The sequence below is a fragment of the Streptomyces sp. NPDC050658 genome (assembly GCF_044457025.1).
Classification (GTDB): Bacteria; Actinomycetota; Actinomycetes; order Streptomycetales; family Streptomycetaceae; genus Streptomyces.
The window spans coordinates 57,711-73,279 of the sequence record NZ_JBITGM010000004.1; the positions used below are offsets into that span (position 1 = coordinate 57,711).

The following is a 15,569-nucleotide window of genomic DNA, read 5'->3' on the forward strand; positions in this document are numbered from 1 at the left end:
GGCCCGCCCCGTAGCAGAATGGCGATCATGACCTCGTCCCTCACCTTCCAGCCGGTCCTGGACCGCATCGCCGCCGAGATCGAGAAGACGCCTGGGCGCGGCCGGTCCGCCGGGTACATTCCGGCGCTCGCGGCCTGCGACCCGTATCGCTTCGGGATGGCCGTCGCGGAGCTGGACGGCACGGTGTACGGGGTGGGCGACTGGCGGCAGCCGTTCTCGACGCAGTCCATCACCAAGGTGTTCACCCTCGCGCTCGACCTGGCGCGCGAGGGCGACGCGCTGTGGGAACACGTGGGGCGCGAGCCGTCCGGCAACCCCTTCAACTCGCTGGTGCAGCTGGAGTACGAGAACGGCATCCCGCGCAATCCGTTCATCAACGCGGGCGCGCTCGTCGTCACCGACCGGCTGCAGACCCAGACGGGGGACGCGGCGGGCACGCTGCTCGACTTCCTGCGAGCCGAGAGCGGCAACGCGGGGCTCGCCATCAATCAGGAGGTCGCCGACTCCGAGTCGGCCCACGGCGACCGCAATGCCGCGCTCGGCCATCTCATGGCGTCGTACGAGAACATCGACAACGCGGTGCCGGTACTGCTCGACCAGTACTTCCGGCAGTGCTCCGTCGAGGCGTCCTGCGCCGACCTGGCGCTCGCGACCGGCTTCCTCGCCCGGCACGGCATCCGCGCCGACGGCTCCCGGCTGCTCAGCCGCAGCCAGGCCAAGCAGATCAACGCGATCATGCTGACCTGCGGCACGTACGACGCCGCGGGCGACTTCGCCTACCGGGTCGGGCTGCCCGGCAAGAGCGGTGTCGGCGGCGGCATCATCGCCGTCGTGCCCGGACGCTGCACGCTCTGTGTGTGGAGTCCCGGCCTCGACCGGCGCGGCAACTCCGTGGCGGGAGTCGCCGCGCTCGACCGGTTCACGACGCTGACGGGCCTTTCGGTGTTCTAGGAAACCGCGGTCCTGCTCTTGGACTCCGCCGCGCTGTCCTGCGTACGCATCCACACCGTGCGCTGCGGGAACGGGATCTCGATGCCCGCGGCGCCTAGGGAATCCTTGACGCGGCGGCGCAGTTCGCGGGTGACCGACCACTGCTTGAGCGGGGCGGTCTTGACGACGAGGCGTACGACGACGCCGTCGGGGGTCAGGGACTGCACGCCCCACACCTCGGGGTCGTCCAGGAGTACGTCCTTGAACGCCGGGTCCTCGCGCAGGGCGTGGCCGGTCTCCTCCAGGACGCCGAAGACGGTCTCCAGGTTGGTGTCGTAGGCGACGGAGACGTCGAGGACCGCGCGGGCCCAGTCCTGGCTGTCGTTGCGCACCCGCAGGATCTCGCCGTTGCGGATGTGCCACAGGCCGCCGTTGATGTCGCGGACCTGGGTGAGGCGCAGGCCGACGTGTTCGACCTCGCCGACGGCTTCCCCGAGGTCGACGGAGTCGCCGACGCCGTACTGGTCCTCGACCATGATGAGCATCCCGGACAGGTAGTCCGCGACCAGGCTCTGGGCGCCGAAGCCGATCGCCAGGCCCACCACGCCCGCGCTGGCGAGCAGCGGGCCGAGCGCGATGCCGATCTGGTCGAGGATCATGGCCAGGCCCATGACGGCGATGACGACGGTGACGACGCTGCTGAGCACCGAGCCGATGGTCCGCGCCCGCTGCTCGCGCCGCTCGTCGGCCCGTGACGGGTCACGCTGCAGCACGGCGGGGCCGCGGCCGGACCGACGCGGCGTGCTCTCCGCGTCGGCGGGCTGCAGGATGCGCTCCACGACGCGGGTGATGGCCCGCTTGGCGAGGGCGCGGACCAGCATCGCCGCCGCGACGATCACGAGGATGCGCAGCGGGACGCCTATGACGGTGCCGAGGTTGTCCTCGAGCCAACCGGGGGCGGCGATCGGTCCGCCGGTGGCGCTTTCGGTGGCGCTTGCGGTGGCGCTTTCGGCGAGGAGGGACGACGCGGGCGCGTCGGTGGGTGACACGGGTAAGGCTCCACTCACTAGTTCGGCGTGCTGCCGGGCGCGCCGAACGTAGTTGCGGTTCTCGACACCGGTCAAAAGATGTAGGGAGCGCGTGTGAGCGGCGTGAACACCGTGCGGGGACCGCGCCGTGTCACACGAGTTCGGCGGCCGGTTCGGGCTCCGCGACCCGGGTGCTCACCTCGGATGCGCGAGGCGCGTGCGCCGCCTTGAGCCCGAGGAGTGCGACGACCACGACCAGCGCGAAGGCCGCTCCGGCGATGGCGAAGCTCAGCGTGAACTGGCTCTCCTGGGGCAGCGCCGGCATCCCGTCCGGCAGGGCGATGGTCTTCGACGCGAGGAGCGAGGTGATCATCGCGCTCGCGACGGCGCTGCCGACCGACCGGGAGATGGAGTTGATGCCGTTGGCGATGCCCGTCTGGTGGGCCGGGACGCCCGCGACGATGAGCGCCGGCATGGAGGCGTAGCCGAAGCTGATCGCGAGGCCGATCACCATGCCCGCGCCGATCACCGAGGCACTGGTGCCGTGCGCGGCGGTCAGCCAGCCGAAGCCGATCACGCCGAAGACGGCACCGGCGGCCAGCGTGAGGCGCGCGCCGATCCGGCGGACGAGCACGCCGCCGATCTGGGCGCCGACGAGCGAGACGAGGGTGGTGGGCAGCAGGTACACGACGGCCGCGGCGAGCACCGAGGCGCCGAATCCGTAGCCCGCGAGGCTCTCGGGCATCTGCACGAGGTAGGAGACGCCGATGAACTGCGCGAACATCGCGAAGCCGAGCAGCAGTCCGGCCAGGTTGGTGAAGAGGACGGGCCGGTGGACGAACATCGCCATGTCCACCATCGGTTCCCTGACCCGGCGCTCGACCGCGACCCACACCGCCGCCATGACGACCGCGCCGGCGAAGGCGCCGATCGTGCGGCCGGACGTCCAGCCCCACTCGTGGCCCTGTGAGATGGGCAGGAGCAGCAGGACGAGCAGCGTCGCGAGGGTGAGCGCGCCCAGCCAGTCGGTGCGTCCGCCGGTCTTCGCGCGGGACGCGGGCACCACGAACAGCACACCGGCCAGGGCCACCACGGCGAGCGCGACGGCGAGCCAGAACACCCGGTGGTAGTCGGGTTCGGAGCCCTGGGTGAGGAGTCCGGCGCCGACGAGCGCGAGTCCGCTGCCGAACGCGAGCGTGCCGCTGACCAGGGCCATCGCGCCCGGCAGCTTGGCGGGCCTGATCTCTTCACGGAGTACGGAGAGGGCGAGCGGGAAGATCGCGGTGGCGGCTCCCTGCATCACGCGTCCGACGATCAGCCAGGTCAGCGAGGTGGTGGTGGCGGCGAGCACCGAGCCCGCGATCATCACCAGGAGGACGCCGACAAGGGTGGGCTTCTTGCCGTGCTGGTCGCCGAAGCGGCCGAGCAGCGGGGTGAAGACGGCGGCGGACAGGAGCGCGGCCGTGGTGACCCAGCTGACGTTCGCGGTGGTCGCGTTCAGGTCCGCCTGGATGATGCTCAGGACCGGGACGACCAGGGTCTGCATCATCGAGACGACCATGGCGGCGAGGCCGAGCGCCAGGACGAGCAGGGTCTGCCCAGAGGCCCGTTCGGGCGCGGCGCGATGTACGTGGGACACGGCGTTTCTCTCTCATCACATACTTGACAACCTTGATGCTTGAGAACTTCAAGCAATGAGGAGACGGTAAACACTGATATTTGAGATAGTCAACTTTCACGAGGTAAAGTGACTCTCATGACAGCACCCCCCCGCGTCGGCACGGACCAGCTCATGGAGCTGCTCTCGAAGTCGCTCGGCGCCTACTACGGCGACTTCACGCTCGCGGCGGCGAGCGAGAACCTCACGGCGAGCCAGGGCAAGGCGCTGACCGTGCTGCGCCGGGGCCCCGCGGCGATGCGGTCGCTCGCGGACACGCTGACGTGCGACGCCTCGAACATGACCGGGATCGTCGACCGTCTCGAGAAGCGCGACCTGGTGCGCCGCGAGCCCAGCCCCTCCGACCGGCGGGTCAAGAACGTCGTCCTCACGGCCGAGGGCGAGCGCGTAGCCGACGCGATCCGCGCACGGATGCGCGACACGCAGGAGGGCCTGGACCGGCTCGACGACGAGGAGCGGGCCGCGCTCGCGGCACTCCTGGAGCGGGTCTTCCTCACCAAGCCCTCGGCTTAGACGCACCGTGCCCCCGACCGAATGGCCGGGGCCACGGCATGGCGCGGACGGTCAGCAGGAACCGGCGGCGCAGGCGTCGAGCCAGGCGTACCAGTCCTGGTCGTAGCGCGAGCCGATGTTCCGTGTCAGATGGTCACGGGCGGCGTTCCAGTCGCCCGTGCGGTAGGAGCCGAGCACGGTGGCCACGTCGTCCGGGTGCTTCTCCAGCATGTAGCGCACGGCCAGATAGCCCCAGCGATAGGTCCGGGTGGTGTTCGTGTTCTGGTACGTCGTGTCGAACAGCTGGCTCAGCGGATAGGTCTTCTTGCCCGCCTCCTTGATCGCCTCGTCGTAGGACAGCTCGCGGTACGAGTAGGAGACGTACTCGGCGAACCCCTCGATCCACCAGACGGTCGGGGTGGAGATGCCCGCCTCGAAGTCGCCGTACATGTTGAAGCGGCCGTCGAGGTAGTGCGTGTACTCGTGGTTGAGGTTCCAGATCTGGAAGTCGGGCCGCAGCCAGTCCGCCTCGTAGGCGATGAAGCGCGGAAGGTTGCCGTCCGCCGACGGGTCGCCCTCCAGGTACATGCCGCCGTTGTTGGTGTCGATCCCGTAGATCACTCCGGCGTACGTCTGGTAGTCCGCGCTGGAGTCGAAGACCACGACCTCGATCTTCGTGTTCTTGTCGTCCTGCACCGGACCGTTGTCCTTGGCCACCTGGTGGAAGTAGGCGTCCTGGCCGTTCAGGCTCTGGCAGGCGGCGGAGAAGTTGCCCGCGTCCATGTCCTGGGCGGCGACCGAGATGCTGCCGCTGCACGCGTCGCGGTCCGTCAGGACCGCTTCCTTCAGGCGCTGTCGGAGGTCGCAGACGCCGTAGTACGAGCAGTTCGCCTTGTCGTATCCGTCGGCCATCTCGGCCACGCCGACCCACAGCCGGGCCGTCCTGCCGGTCATCTCGCTCACGCCGAGCAGGTCCTTCATCAGCGGGCGCACCTTGTCCCGCAGCGCGGCGTGCTGCACGAAACGGCCCATCTCGCGGCCCGCGTTGGAGGTGAGGTAGGAGCGCTCGCCGCCGAGCAGGTCGAGATGGTTCCTGGCGAACGTGTGCAGCGTGTCGAGGACGCTCGGGTCCGCCTGCACGGCCTGGACGAAGTCCGGCATCTGATGGCCGCGCCAGAGCACCGTGTAGACGTTGTTGACGGCGTTGAGCATCCACCACTTGTCGTCGTACGAGCTGTCGTAGCCGTTCAGCATGCGCTTGACGACGCCGAGATAGCGGGCGTTCTCCTCCGCGCTGTCGATGAGCGTGATCGCCTCCGCGAGGGTCTCGCCGTTGGCGTCCGTCACGTCGTTCGAGTGCGACGAGGCGAAGAACGCGTCCAGGCCGCCCCGGATCGCGGACTTGAGCGCGGGCCCGTACTCGCCCACGTCCGGCCCGTGGTACCAGTGCACGTAGTAGCCGGCCCGCAGGAAGAGCACGAGCTGCGGCATTCCGGTGCTGCCGTCGCCGGGGTAGGCGGCGGAGCCGTCGCGCAGCGCGTTCGCGACGGTGACCATCTGCTCCTCGCGGAACGCGCCGCGCGCGTCCCCGCCGGTGAGGGCGAAGAGGGTGTTGACGCAGTCGGTGGTGGACGAGGTGATCTGCCGTATCAGCGCGTCGCCGGTCTGCGCGAAGTCGCCCGGCGAGCACGCCTCCTCGGCCATGCCCTCCTTCGCCGCCGCCACCATCGAGGGCCGCTTGTGCGCGGGAGCGGTCGTCGGGGTGTCGTAGTCCTGCCGCAGCGCGTCCTGGGCGGCGGGCAGCGGTGCCCGGTCCTCGACGGCGAGGCGCTCGGCCCGCACATGCTCGGCCTCTGCCGCGGCGACGGCGGGTTGCGGGCCGGTTCCGTCGTCGGCGGGGACGGACTGCTGTCTCTGTTGCGCCTGATGCCCCTGCGATGCCTGTTGCGATCGCGGCGCATCGGGTACCGCCTGGGCCGTGCCCGCGGCGAGTGCGAGGGTCAGGGCGCCCGCGCCTGCCGCCCTGATGATGTGTGCGCGTAAGGAGGTTCTTCGTGCGTTCCGCCTCATTGCGGTCTCCTGTGGGGGATTGACTGCCTGTCGCGGGCGGTTTGACGTGAGCACGCCCGCGCGATCGGCAGTACAATTTCACACATCACATTCCGCTGGAAGCCTTGGGGAGCGATCGACTTCTGCGGGGAGAAGGAGGGCGGCGGGGTTCAGCCCGTGACGATCCCGGTGACGAGATTGATCGTCGTGGCCAGGATGCTGGCGCCGAAGACGTAGGACAGCAGGCAGTGCCGCAGGGCGACCGCGCGGATCGTGGCGCTGGAGACATTGGTGTCGGAGACCTGATAGGTCATGCCGAGGTTGTAGCTGAAGTAGAGGAAGTCGCTGTATTTCGGCGGGTCTTCGGAGTTGAAGTCGATCCCGCCCCCGGGGCTCAGGCAGTACAGGTACGCGTAACGGGTCGCGTACATCAGGTGGAGCGCGGCCCAGGCCATGAAGACACCGCACAGCGCCGTCGCCGCCGAGGCGTGGATCAGCTCCGAGTCGCCGGCCAGGAGCAGCACCACGATGGCGACCAGGCCGCACGACGCGGTCGCGACGACGACGAGTTCCTCGACGAACGGCCGGAACTCCTCGCGCCGGACGTTGCGGTGGGTCGTGGCGGCGTCCATGGGCCACAGGGCGATCCACCCCTCCGCGACGAAGAGCGTCTCCGTCGCGGCGATGCCGGCGAGCACGCCGAGGGGCACGTCGGCCAGTACGGCGACGAGCGCCCCGATCGCCGCCCCCACGAACGCGGCGGCGGCGAGACGGGGAACGGCGGACAGCTCCGACCAGTGCTTCATGGCGGCTCTCAGGCGTCCAGGACGACGACGGCCTCGTCCGTGTAGGCCAGGAACGTCAGCGTCTCGTGGAAGTACAGCTCGATGCCGTGCGCGTCGTGCCGCGTGTAGCCGATCGCCACGTCCTGTCCGAGACGCAGCTCGAAGTCGCCGCCGCGGGTGGAGAGCACGAAGCCGCCGCTGAGCGCCGGGGCCCAGATCGGGGCGCCGTCCAGCATCCGTGCCAGATGGGCCGCGATCGGATAGCCGTGGTCGGAGGTCTCGCTCACCGCGCGGTACTCGTCGGCGCCGAGCAGCAGTGCGTACGGCCCGTCGACTCCGGCCAGGCGCAGTGCCGTCAGGGCCCGGCTCACCGCGTCGGGGTAGTCGCTCGGTTCGACGGGCAGGGTGACCACCGGGTTGGACGAGCGGGTGCGCAGTCCCTCGACTCCGGCCGCCGCGTACCCGTCGAAGACCGTCCGGTCCTCGACGTACGCCATGGCGCGTGCCGCGTCCTTGACGGGCTGCCAGTCGGAGTCCTTCGAGCCGCGCTCGACGTCGTCCACGGCGGACCGCTCGACGGTGAACGGCACCCGCAGTTCGACGACCGGCCTCGCCTCGCGCAGCCGGGCGGCGACACCGGGGGCGGGCGGTGCGATCTCGGCGAGATGCCCGGTGCCGACGGCCGCGAGGCCGGGTCCCTCGGGGTCCGGGACGTCGACGACGCGGCGGCCCGCGACATGGCGGCGGAAGGTGCGGCGGGCCTCTTCCTCGATCTCGGCCCAGGCCGCGGGGGTGATGGGGGCGAGTTCGCGGTGCAGATTGTTGGTGTCGGCGGTGCTCGTCATGACCGTCGGGCTCCTTTCAGGCCGCCGATGCCCAGCGAGTCCCCCGCGTGGGAGACGTCGGCGGACGGGGCGGGGAGGTCGTCGAGCAGATCGGCGCTCGGCACGAAGAAGAGGCCGCCCGTGACGGCCGTGGAGAAGTCGAGGATGCGGTCGGTGGTGCCGGGCGGCTCGCCGATGAACATATGGCGCAGCATCTGCTCGGTGACGGCGGGCGTGCGCGCGTAGCCGATGAAGTAGGTGCCGAACTCGCCGCGGCCGATCTGCCCGAACGGCATGTTCTCGCGCACGATCTTCTGCTCGACGCCGGCGTCGTCGACGATCGTGTTGAGCGCGACGTGCGAGTCCGCGGGCTTGACGTCGTCGGGCAGCTCGACGTTGGCGCTCTTGGTACGCCCGATGACGGCTTCCTGCTGCTCGACGGTGAGCGACGACCAGGCCGCCATGTCGTGCACGTACTTCTGTACGACGACATAGCTGCCGCCGCGGAAGGCGGGGTCGTCGTCGCCGATGTACACGGCGTCGCCGGCCTCCGGGCCCTCCGGGTTCTCGCTGCCGTCGACGAAGCCGAGCAGGTCGCGCTCGTCGAAGTACTTGAAGCCGTGCACCTCGTCGACCACCGTCACGGCGGCGCCGAGGTGTTCGACGATCAGCCTGGCCAGCTCGAAGCAGAGGTCCATGCGCCGGGCGCGCAGGTGGAAGAGCAGGTCGCCCGGTGTGGCCGGGGCCCGGTGGCGCGGGCCCCGCAGCGGCTTGAACGGATGCAGCTCGCGCGGTCGCGGCCCGCCGACCATGCGGTCCCAGCCGTCGGAGCCGATGCCGACGACGCAGCTGAGCCGGTCGTCGGGGGCACGGAACGCCACCGAGCGGGTGAGCCCCGCCAGATCCTGGAGTCCTTCGCGTACGGCGCTCTCGCCGCCGGGGGTGACGGTGAGGACCAGGAAGACCGCCGCCCGGGAGGGCGGGGTGACGACGGGCTGCGATACCACCAGGCGGCTCCCGAGGTAGGTGAGGGATGGGCGGTTGGCCCGCGGATCGGTCCCTAGGCGGCGTCACCGTCGTCGGCGGCTTCGGGCTCGCCCTTGCGCACGGTGCAGTGGAGCGTGTCGTTCTGGACGTCGGCGACGATGGTGTCGCCGGGCGACGCCTCGCCGCCGAGCAGCAGGGAGGCGACGCGGTTGTCGAGTTCCGTCTGGATGGTGCGGCGCAGTGGGCGGGCGCCGAACTCCGGCTGGTAGCCGTGCGCGACCAGGAGCTTCTTCGCCGCCTCGGTGACCTCCAGCGTCATGCCCTGGCCGTGGACGCGGTGCTTGCTGCGGTCCAGGAGATGGTCGAGGATCTTCGACAGGTCGTCCTCGGTGAGGCTGTGGAAGACGATGATGTCGTCGATGCGGTTGAGGAACTCGGGCAGGAAGCGTGCCCGCAGATCCTCCATCAGCTCGTCCTTGAGTTCGGCGGCGTCGCCCTCGTGGGCGAGGATGCGGTGGGCGCCGATGTTGGACGTCATGATGACGACGCAGTGCCGGAAGTCGACCGTGCGGCCCTGACCGTCCGTCAGGCGTCCGTCGTCGAGGATCTGCAGCAGCGTGTTGAAGATGTCGGAGTGCGCCTTCTCCACCTCGTCGAACAGGACCACGCTGTAGGGCTGGCGGCGGACCTTCTCGGTGAGCTGCCCCGCCTCCTCATAGCCGACGTATCCGGGAGGGGCGCCGACGAGCCGGGCGACCATGTGCTTCTCCTGGAACTCGCTCATGTCGAACCGGATCATGCGGTCGTCGTCGCCGAACAGCAACTCGGCGAGCGTCTTGGCCAGTTCGGTCTTGCCGACCCCGGTGGGGCCGAGGAAGAGGAACGAGCCGACGGGACGGTCCGGGTCGCCCATGCCCGCGCGGTTGCGGCGTACCGCCTCGGACACGGCCGTGACCGCCTCGTCCTGGCCGACGATCCTGGAGTGCATCTCCTCCTCCAGCTTGAGGAGCTTCTCCTTCTCGCTGGCGGTGAGCTGGGAGACCGGGATGCCCGTGCGGCGCGAGACGATGTCGGCGATGTCGGAGGCCGTGACCGAGACGACGCCCTCGCGCCGCTCCTCGATCCCCGCCAGCTCGCCCTCCGCCTCGGCGATCTGCCGCTTCAGCTCCGAGGCCTTCTCGAACTCCTCGCCCGCGACGGCCTGGTCCTTCTCGCGCCGCAGCTTCGCGAGGCGGTCCTCGCGGCTGATCACCTCGGTGGAGCGGCCCGCGCTGCGCAGCCGTACCCGCGCGCCCGCGGTGTCCATCAGGTCGATGGCCTTGTCGGGCAGGAACCGGTCGCTGATGTAGCGGTCCGAGAGCTCCGCCGCCGCGGCGAGCGCGCCGTCGGCGAACCGGACCTGGTGGTGGGCCTCGTACGGGTCCCGCAGCCCCTCCAGGATCTGCACCGTCTCCTCGACCGTGGGCTCCGGGACCAGGACGGGCTGGAAGCGCCGCTCCAGGGCCGCGTCCTTCTCGACGTGCTTGCGGTACTCGTCGATCGTCGTCGCGCCGACCACGTGCAGCTCGCCACGGGCGAGGGCCGGCTTGAGCATGTTGCCCGCGTCCATCGAGCCCTCGCCGGTGGCGCCCGCGCCGACGACCGTGTGCAGCTCGTCGATGAACAGGATGATCTCGCCGCCGGCCGCCTGGACGTCCTCGATGACCTTCTTCAGTCGCTCCTCGAACTGCCCGCGGTACTGCGCCCCCGCGACCATGCTGGACAGGTCGAGCGACACGACCCGCTTGTTCTTCAGCGTCTCCGGGACCTCGCCCGCCACGATGCGCTGGGCCAGGCCCTCCACGATGGCGGTCTTGCCGACGCCGGGCTCGCCGATGAGCACCGGGTTGTTCTTGGACCTGCGCGAGAGGATCTCGACGGTCTGCTCGATCTGCTCGGCCCGCCCGACCACCGGGTCGAGCTTGCCCGCCTTCGCCTCCTCCGTCAGGTCCCTGCCGAACTCGTCCAGGGTCGTGGCGGGCGGCTTCCCCACGGCGGCGGCACCCTCGGGGCGTCCCGCCTGGTCGGTGAGGCCGCGCAGCTTCTGTACGTCCTGGTCCTCCGCCCGCAGGAACCGGGTGGCCCCCGAGTCGGCGTCCTCCAGGAGCGCGCCGAGGATGTGCTCGGGGCCGATGTAGGACACGCCCGCCGCCTGCGAACCCGCGTACGCGGCGGCCAGGGTCCGCTTCGCGGCCGGTGTCAGGCCGGGCTCCGAGGACGGCTCACCGCTCTCCCGGGGCAGCACCTTCCCGATCTGCGCGGCGAGCGCCTCCGGGTCCACACCCGCCTGGGCGAGCAGCCTGCGCGTGGGGTCGACCTGGGTGGCCGCCCACAGCAGGTGCTCCGTGTCGAGGTCGGACGTACCGTCCTCGACCGCCCGCTGGGCGGCGGTGCTGAGGAGTTCGTGTGAGGCCTCGGTCAGCAGCCGCCCGATGGGCACGCGCTGCACCGCCGGGGGCGACGAGGCCGGTGACATGCCGAAGAACCGGTTCAACATGTCGCTGAACGGGTCGGAGGAACCGAAAGGTGAACCGAACGCCATCGACATGCCAGCTCCTGAGGGGGCCAAGGGTGGGCGCCATGGGTGGGCCACGGGCGGGTGCCGTGAGCGGGTGCCGTCGGCGGGCGCCGCATGTGGGGTCCTCACCACTCAAACGCGAGGCCCGCGCCCCCGCAAACGGAGCGGGCGCGATGCCGCAGCGGTCGCGCGGCCGGGGCTGTGCACCGACGATCAAGTCAGTCACACCGGTCCGCGCTTCCGCCTCCACACTCCTCCCCCGTTCACGGAGCCCCATGACCTCCGAGATCCCCCCGCACCCGCCCGGTCCGCAGGCCAGGGCCGGCGCCCTTGTGCGCCACGGCAAGCTGTGGCTCGTACCGACCGTACTCAGCTCGCTGGTCGCCCTGCTCCTCTCGCTCCTGTACATGGGCGGCATCCTCAACCCGAGCGACAGCCTGCACCGGCTGCCCATCGCCCTCGTCGACGAGGACCAGGGCCGCCCGCTGCCCGGGCAGCGCGAGAACCTGGGCCGGCAGATCACCGACTCGATCGCCGCGTCGGACGCCGCGCAGGACTCCGTCACCTGGCACAGGCTCGACCGGGCGGCGGCCCAGGACGAGCTGGCCGCGGGCAAGGTGTACGGCGCGCTGGTCGTCCCGAAGGACTTCACCGCGTCCGTGGCCGCCCTGACCACCGATCGGGCGAAGGTCCGGCCGACGCTCACCGTCCTCACCAATCCCGGTGTCGGAAGCCTGGGCTCCTCCCTCGCCTCGCAGATCAGCCAGAAGGCGGCGCACCAGGCCTCGCAGAAGATCGGCGAGCAGCTCTCCGGTACGGCGAACGCCTCGACGACCCGCCTTCTGCTGACCGACCCGGTGGCCGTCACGACCGGTGTGGGCCACCCGATCGGCCGACACAGCGGCCTGGGACTCACCGCCTTCTACTACACGCTGCTGCTCGTCCTCGGCGGCTTCATCGGCGGCAACCTCCTGCACAGCGGCGTCGACACCGCGCTCGGCTATGCCGACAGCGAGATCGGCCCGTGGCACACCCGCAGGCCGACGCTGCCCATCAGCCGCACGCAGACGCTCGTACTGAAGATGCTGATGACTGCGGGCATCTCGGTGGTGACCACGTCGCTCGTCATGGTGGCGACGGTGGGCATCCTGGGCATGGACGCGAGCCATCTGCCGCTCCTGTGGATCTTCTCCTACTGCGCGACGGTCGCCGTCGGCCTGGGCGTGCAGGCCATCAACGCCGCGTTCGGCGGCATCGGCCAGCTCGTCTCCATGTTCGTCTTCATCGCCCTTGCCCTGCCCTCGTCGGGTGCCACCGTCCCGCTGGAGGCGACGCCCGGCTTCTACCGCTTCCTCAGCACGTTCGAGCCGATGCACCAGCTCAGCTCGGGCGTTCGCTCCATCCTCTACTTCGACGCCCGCGCCGACGCGGGCCTGACCCGCGCCTGGATCATGATCGCGGTCGGTGCGGCACTGGCGGTGGCGTTCGGCCTGGCGATGACCCACTACTACGACCGAAGGGGCCTGCGCCGCCTCACGCCGCAGCCGGCTTGAGGGAACGGGTCACCGGAGCGTGCTGAACCAGTCCACCAGCTCCGCCGTGGCCCGCACGTTCGAGCCGAGGTGCCGGGACTTCTGGTGGTCGACGGCGCCGAGGTCGACCACCGGCACCTCAGTCCCGCTCTTCCGGAAGGCCGCGGCGCAGTTGGCCGTGTTCCGGACCGTCGCCTGCTCGTCTCCCCGCGCCATGTAGAGCCGGACCGGGATCTTCGGCTTCCAGCCCTTGCATACGCCGTCGGTCGCCCGAAGTCCGGCCGCGAGGCCGCCCTTCGGGTGGGTCAGCAGGTCGCGGCCGTGCGGGGTCAGGAGTTCGTCCAGTGTGCGGGGCAGCGCGGCGATCATCTGCGGGCCGGTGTGCACGCCGTCGAACAGGTCCTCCACCGCGGGGTCGCGGAACACCTCGGACGGGTCGTCGTACACGTCGTGGACGCGGTCGAAGGCGACCAGGGTGTACGCGGCGTATGCCATGCTCGACTTCGGGTCCAGCTCTCCGTCGGCCGCGAGCAGCGCCGGGATCTCCGCGCCCCCGAAGTCGTACGCCCCGCTGATCGGGGCGAGCGCGCCGAGCCTGAAGTGACGGTCCTCGCCCGCCTGGAGGGCCCTGCCGAGCCCGAGCGCGGCCGACGCGCCCTGGGAGAATCCGGTGACCAGGACATCGCGGTCCAGGGTGCGTTCGGTGCGCGGGGCGAACCGGCGGGCGGCGCGGAGCAGGTCGAGGGAGGCCGTGGTCTCGGAGGGGACGTCCATCCAGGGGTGCTTGCCCGGGCCCGTGCCCATGCCGAGGTAGTCCGGTGCGACGGTGGCGAAGCCCGCGGACGCGTATGTGACGGAGGGGCCGGTCAGGAACGCCTTCCGCTGCATCGAGGGCGCGTCGATGCGGTGCACTCCGGTGCCGTGGGCGAACGAGACGGTGCGCAGGCTCCCTTCGACCCCGAGCGGGACGGTGAACAGGCCGCTGGCGGTGATGGGGCGGCCCTTTGTGTCGACGGTGCGGTAGACGAGGCGGTACGCGTCCACGCCATGGCGAGCCGCGGAGGCGTCATATCCGGCGGCGGTGAGTTCGGCCGCGGACTCCTTGCGCGACCCGAGGGTGTAGAGCAACTCGGCGGAGAGCAGGGTGCCGCGCTCGGCGGTGTCCTTGGACGCGGGCGCGGCGGGCGTCCGCGTCTCGGCACCGGCGACGGCTGCGCCCGCCCCGGCAAGAAGCGCGACGGCCACTGCGGTGGCGGTGGTGACTCGGCGGCGGCCGTGGCGGTGGCGGTGCGGGGTTGCAGCGGTTGGCATGGCGCCTTCTTCTCCCTCAAGTCCGGCTGATGTGGTGTGAGTTCAGCCTGGAGCGGGAGGGACACCGGCCGCACTGGGGCACACCCCCGGACCTGAGGGAGGGGTAGGCCCCCGGGCCGAGGCCCGGGGCACACCCCCGATCGGCGTCGTGATCTTGGTTGATAGCCTCGCCGACATGACTGCGATCTTCGATGATGTCGTCCGTGCCCGGCTGCAGGCCCCCAACATCTGGTACGTCGGCACCGTGTTCACCGACGGAGCGCCGCAGGTCAGCCCGATGTGGGTGGACCTGGAGGGTGACGGGGAGCTGATGTTCAACACCTCGGTCGGGCGGGTGAAGGAGGAGAACCTGCGCCATGACCCGCGCGTCTATCTCTCCCACGCGGACGCGACCAACCCCTTTGACCGGGTGCAGATCAGCGGCGAGGTGGCCCGCTTCATCGAGGGCCAGGAGGCGCACGACCGCATGGACCAGCTGGCCCGCAAGTACCTGGGCAGCGAGCGGTTCGAGTGGATCATGCCGGGTGAGCAGCGGGTCGCGGTGGTCGTGCGCCCGCTCAAGGTGCGGCACATCGTCGGGGTGGAGCGCTTCCGTCCGGGCGGGCCGACTCCGGCCGGCTGAACCGCCGTTCTGCAAGGAGGGTGAACTGCGGCTCTGTGAGCGCGGATTGGTGTCGGGGGCCATGGCTGTCGGCGGGTTCGGCGCGGGCCGGGGTGGTGGCGATGGTGACGGTGACGAGGCCGATGAGGGTCGCCGTCGCCGCGAACACCACGCGCGTACAGACGCGGGCGCGCCGTTCGGCGGACGCGCGGACCGACCAGGGCTGGGCGATCGTCGCGGCCGACGCGCTCTTGATCCGCGTCTTCAACGTGTCGTGGGGCGCGTCCGGCTGAAGCAGGGTCAGGACCTCGCGGGCGTGGCGCAGTCTGCTGTCCGTGGCGGCGGTGGTGGCCTCCGTCTCGGTGGCGGCCTCGGTCACGCTCAGGCCGAGACCGTCACACAGCAGCACCGCTCGCCGCTGCCACGGCGGAAGCTCCAGGAGCACACGGTGGAAGGTGTCGGCGGGCAGCGGGCGGGGACGGGTCGGGACGTGTCTGAACCGGTGCCAGGGCGAGAGCGCGTACTCGTGGGCCTGTGCCCTCACCCAGCCCGCCGGGTCGGGATCGCGTGCCACCTCGGGCCAGCGTTCCCAGGCCCGGTGGAAGGCCTGCTCCGCGGACTCGAAGGCGAGGCGGCGGCAGCCGGTGAGCACATAGGCCTGTTGGACCAGGGCGGGGGCCGCGGAGACGTACAGCGCGTCGAAGGTCACCGGCGCGGCCGGCCTCGCCCCAGTCGTCGTCCCGGAGGTGTCGAGCGGTGGACCGGAGGGGGTGCGGTGCAGCATGGCAGAAACCT

Annotated in this window: 13 protein-coding genes; 4 read left to right on the plus strand and 9 right to left on the minus strand. The window is 70.7% G+C overall.

What is annotated here, in order from left to right; translation table 11 throughout:
* The first annotated feature begins 18 nt into the window (after positions 1-18).
* Positions 19-951, plus strand: coding sequence for a glutaminase (locus tag ACIBKX_RS15865; RefSeq protein WP_363274665.1), 933 nt, complete (start codon positions 19-21; stop codon positions 949-951).
* On the opposite strand, the gene ACIBKX_RS15870 is transcribed toward ACIBKX_RS15865, so the two are convergent.
* Positions 948-1,979, minus strand: a complete 1,032-nt coding sequence (locus ACIBKX_RS15870) for a mechanosensitive ion channel family protein (RefSeq protein ID WP_363274664.1) — start codon at positions 1,977-1,979, stop codon at positions 948-950. The two genes, ACIBKX_RS15865 and ACIBKX_RS15870, sit on opposite strands and share 4 nt — an antisense overlap.
* A 130-nt stretch (positions 1,980-2,109) precedes the next feature.
* Positions 2,110-3,597 carry an MFS transporter gene (locus ACIBKX_RS15875; RefSeq protein WP_363274662.1) on the minus strand — a complete coding sequence of 496 codons (1,488 nt, stop codon included), beginning with the start codon at positions 3,595-3,597 and terminating at the stop codon, positions 2,110-2,112.
* Between the two features lie 117 nt (positions 3,598-3,714).
* On the opposite strand from ACIBKX_RS15875, the gene ACIBKX_RS15880 reads away from it, so the two are divergent.
* Complete coding sequence (locus tag ACIBKX_RS15880; protein WP_363274660.1) at positions 3,715-4,149, plus strand: MarR family transcriptional regulator; 435 nt, start codon at positions 3,715-3,717, stop codon at positions 4,147-4,149.
* A 51-nt stretch (positions 4,150-4,200) separates the two neighbouring features.
* Here ACIBKX_RS15880 and ACIBKX_RS15885 read toward each other — a convergent pair whose 3' ends face one another.
* From ACIBKX_RS15885 to ACIBKX_RS15905, 5 genes are all read right to left on the minus strand, one after another.
* Positions 4,201-6,198 carry a collagenase gene (locus ACIBKX_RS15885; protein ID WP_399375794.1) on the minus strand — a complete coding sequence of 666 codons (1,998 nt, stop codon included), beginning with the start codon at positions 6,196-6,198 and terminating at the stop codon, positions 4,201-4,203.
* Between the two features lie 149 nt (positions 6,199-6,347).
* Positions 6,348-6,983: a DUF1345 domain-containing protein gene (locus ACIBKX_RS15890; RefSeq protein ID WP_363274659.1), complete on the minus strand. Its 636-nt coding sequence runs from the start codon at positions 6,981-6,983 to the stop codon at positions 6,348-6,350.
* Positions 6,984-6,991: 8 nt separating this feature from the next.
* Positions 6,992-7,807, minus strand: coding sequence for a family 1 encapsulin nanocompartment shell protein (locus tag ACIBKX_RS15895; RefSeq protein ID WP_363274658.1), 816 nt, complete (start codon positions 7,805-7,807; stop codon positions 6,992-6,994).
* Positions 7,804-8,796, minus strand: coding sequence for a Dyp-type peroxidase (locus tag ACIBKX_RS15900; RefSeq protein WP_363274746.1), 993 nt, complete (start codon positions 8,794-8,796; stop codon positions 7,804-7,806). Before ACIBKX_RS15900 ends, ACIBKX_RS15895 begins: the two co-directional genes overlap by 4 nt.
* Positions 8,797-8,846: 50 nt before the next feature.
* Positions 8,847-11,360, minus strand: coding sequence for an ATP-dependent Clp protease ATP-binding subunit (locus ACIBKX_RS15905; protein ID WP_363274657.1), 2,514 nt, complete (start codon positions 11,358-11,360; stop codon positions 8,847-8,849).
* Positions 11,361-11,605: 245 nt separating this feature from the next.
* On the opposite strand from ACIBKX_RS15905, the gene ACIBKX_RS15910 reads away from it, so the two are divergent.
* The gene (locus ACIBKX_RS15910; protein WP_363274656.1) at positions 11,606-12,883 is read left to right on the plus strand and encodes a DUF3533 domain-containing protein; all 1,278 of its coding nucleotides are present in this window, start codon (positions 11,606-11,608) and stop codon (positions 12,881-12,883) included.
* 9 nt (positions 12,884-12,892) lie between these two features.
* On the opposite strand, the gene ACIBKX_RS15915 is transcribed toward ACIBKX_RS15910, so the two are convergent.
* Entirely contained in the window at positions 12,893-14,173 is a 1,281-nt protein-coding gene (locus ACIBKX_RS15915; protein WP_363274655.1) for a lipase, read from the minus strand.
* A 175-nt stretch (positions 14,174-14,348) separates the two neighbouring features.
* Here ACIBKX_RS15915 and ACIBKX_RS15920 point away from each other — a divergent pair, with 175 nt between their 5' ends.
* Positions 14,349-14,795 carry a TIGR03618 family F420-dependent PPOX class oxidoreductase gene (locus ACIBKX_RS15920; protein WP_363274654.1) on the plus strand — a complete coding sequence of 149 codons (447 nt, stop codon included), beginning with the start codon at positions 14,349-14,351 and terminating at the stop codon, positions 14,793-14,795.
* Here ACIBKX_RS15920 and ACIBKX_RS15925 read toward each other — a convergent pair.
* Positions 14,731-15,558 carry a sigma factor-like helix-turn-helix DNA-binding protein gene (locus tag ACIBKX_RS15925; RefSeq protein WP_363274653.1) on the minus strand — a complete coding sequence of 276 codons (828 nt, stop codon included), beginning with the start codon at positions 15,556-15,558 and terminating at the stop codon, positions 14,731-14,733. The genes ACIBKX_RS15920 and ACIBKX_RS15925 overlap by 65 nt on opposite strands.
* Positions 15,559-15,569 lie beyond the last annotated feature (11 nt).

Excerpts from the sequence above, each read along its gene's own strand:
- ACIBKX_RS15865 (WP_363274665.1), top strand. The coding sequence starts at position 19 with ATGGCGATCATGACCTCGTCCCTCACCTTCCAGCCGGTCCTGGACCGC.
- ACIBKX_RS15880 (WP_363274660.1), top strand. The coding sequence starts at position 3,715 with ATGACAGCACCCCCCCGCGTCGGCACGGACCAGCTCATGGAGCTGCTC.
- ACIBKX_RS15885 (WP_399375794.1), bottom strand. The coding sequence starts at position 6,198 with ATGAGGCGGAACGCACGAAGAACCTCCTTACGCGCACACATCATCAGG.
- ACIBKX_RS15890 (WP_363274659.1), bottom strand. The coding sequence starts at position 6,983 with ATGAAGCACTGGTCGGAGCTGTCCGCCGTTCCCCGTCTCGCCGCCGCC.
- ACIBKX_RS15895 (WP_363274658.1), bottom strand. The coding sequence starts at position 7,807 with ATGACGAGCACCGCCGACACCAACAATCTGCACCGCGAACTCGCCCCC.
- ACIBKX_RS15905 (WP_363274657.1), bottom strand. The coding sequence starts at position 11,360 with ATGTCGATGGCGTTCGGTTCACCTTTCGGTTCCTCCGACCCGTTCAGC.
- ACIBKX_RS15910 (WP_363274656.1), top strand. The coding sequence starts at position 11,606 with ATGACCTCCGAGATCCCCCCGCACCCGCCCGGTCCGCAGGCCAGGGCC.
- ACIBKX_RS15915 (WP_363274655.1), bottom strand. The coding sequence starts at position 14,173 with ATGCCAACCGCTGCAACCCCGCACCGCCACCGCCACGGCCGCCGCCGA.
- ACIBKX_RS15920 (WP_363274654.1), top strand. The coding sequence starts at position 14,349 with ATGACTGCGATCTTCGATGATGTCGTCCGTGCCCGGCTGCAGGCCCCC.
- ACIBKX_RS15925 (WP_363274653.1), bottom strand. The coding sequence starts at position 15,558 with ATGCTGCACCGCACCCCCTCCGGTCCACCGCTCGACACCTCCGGGACG.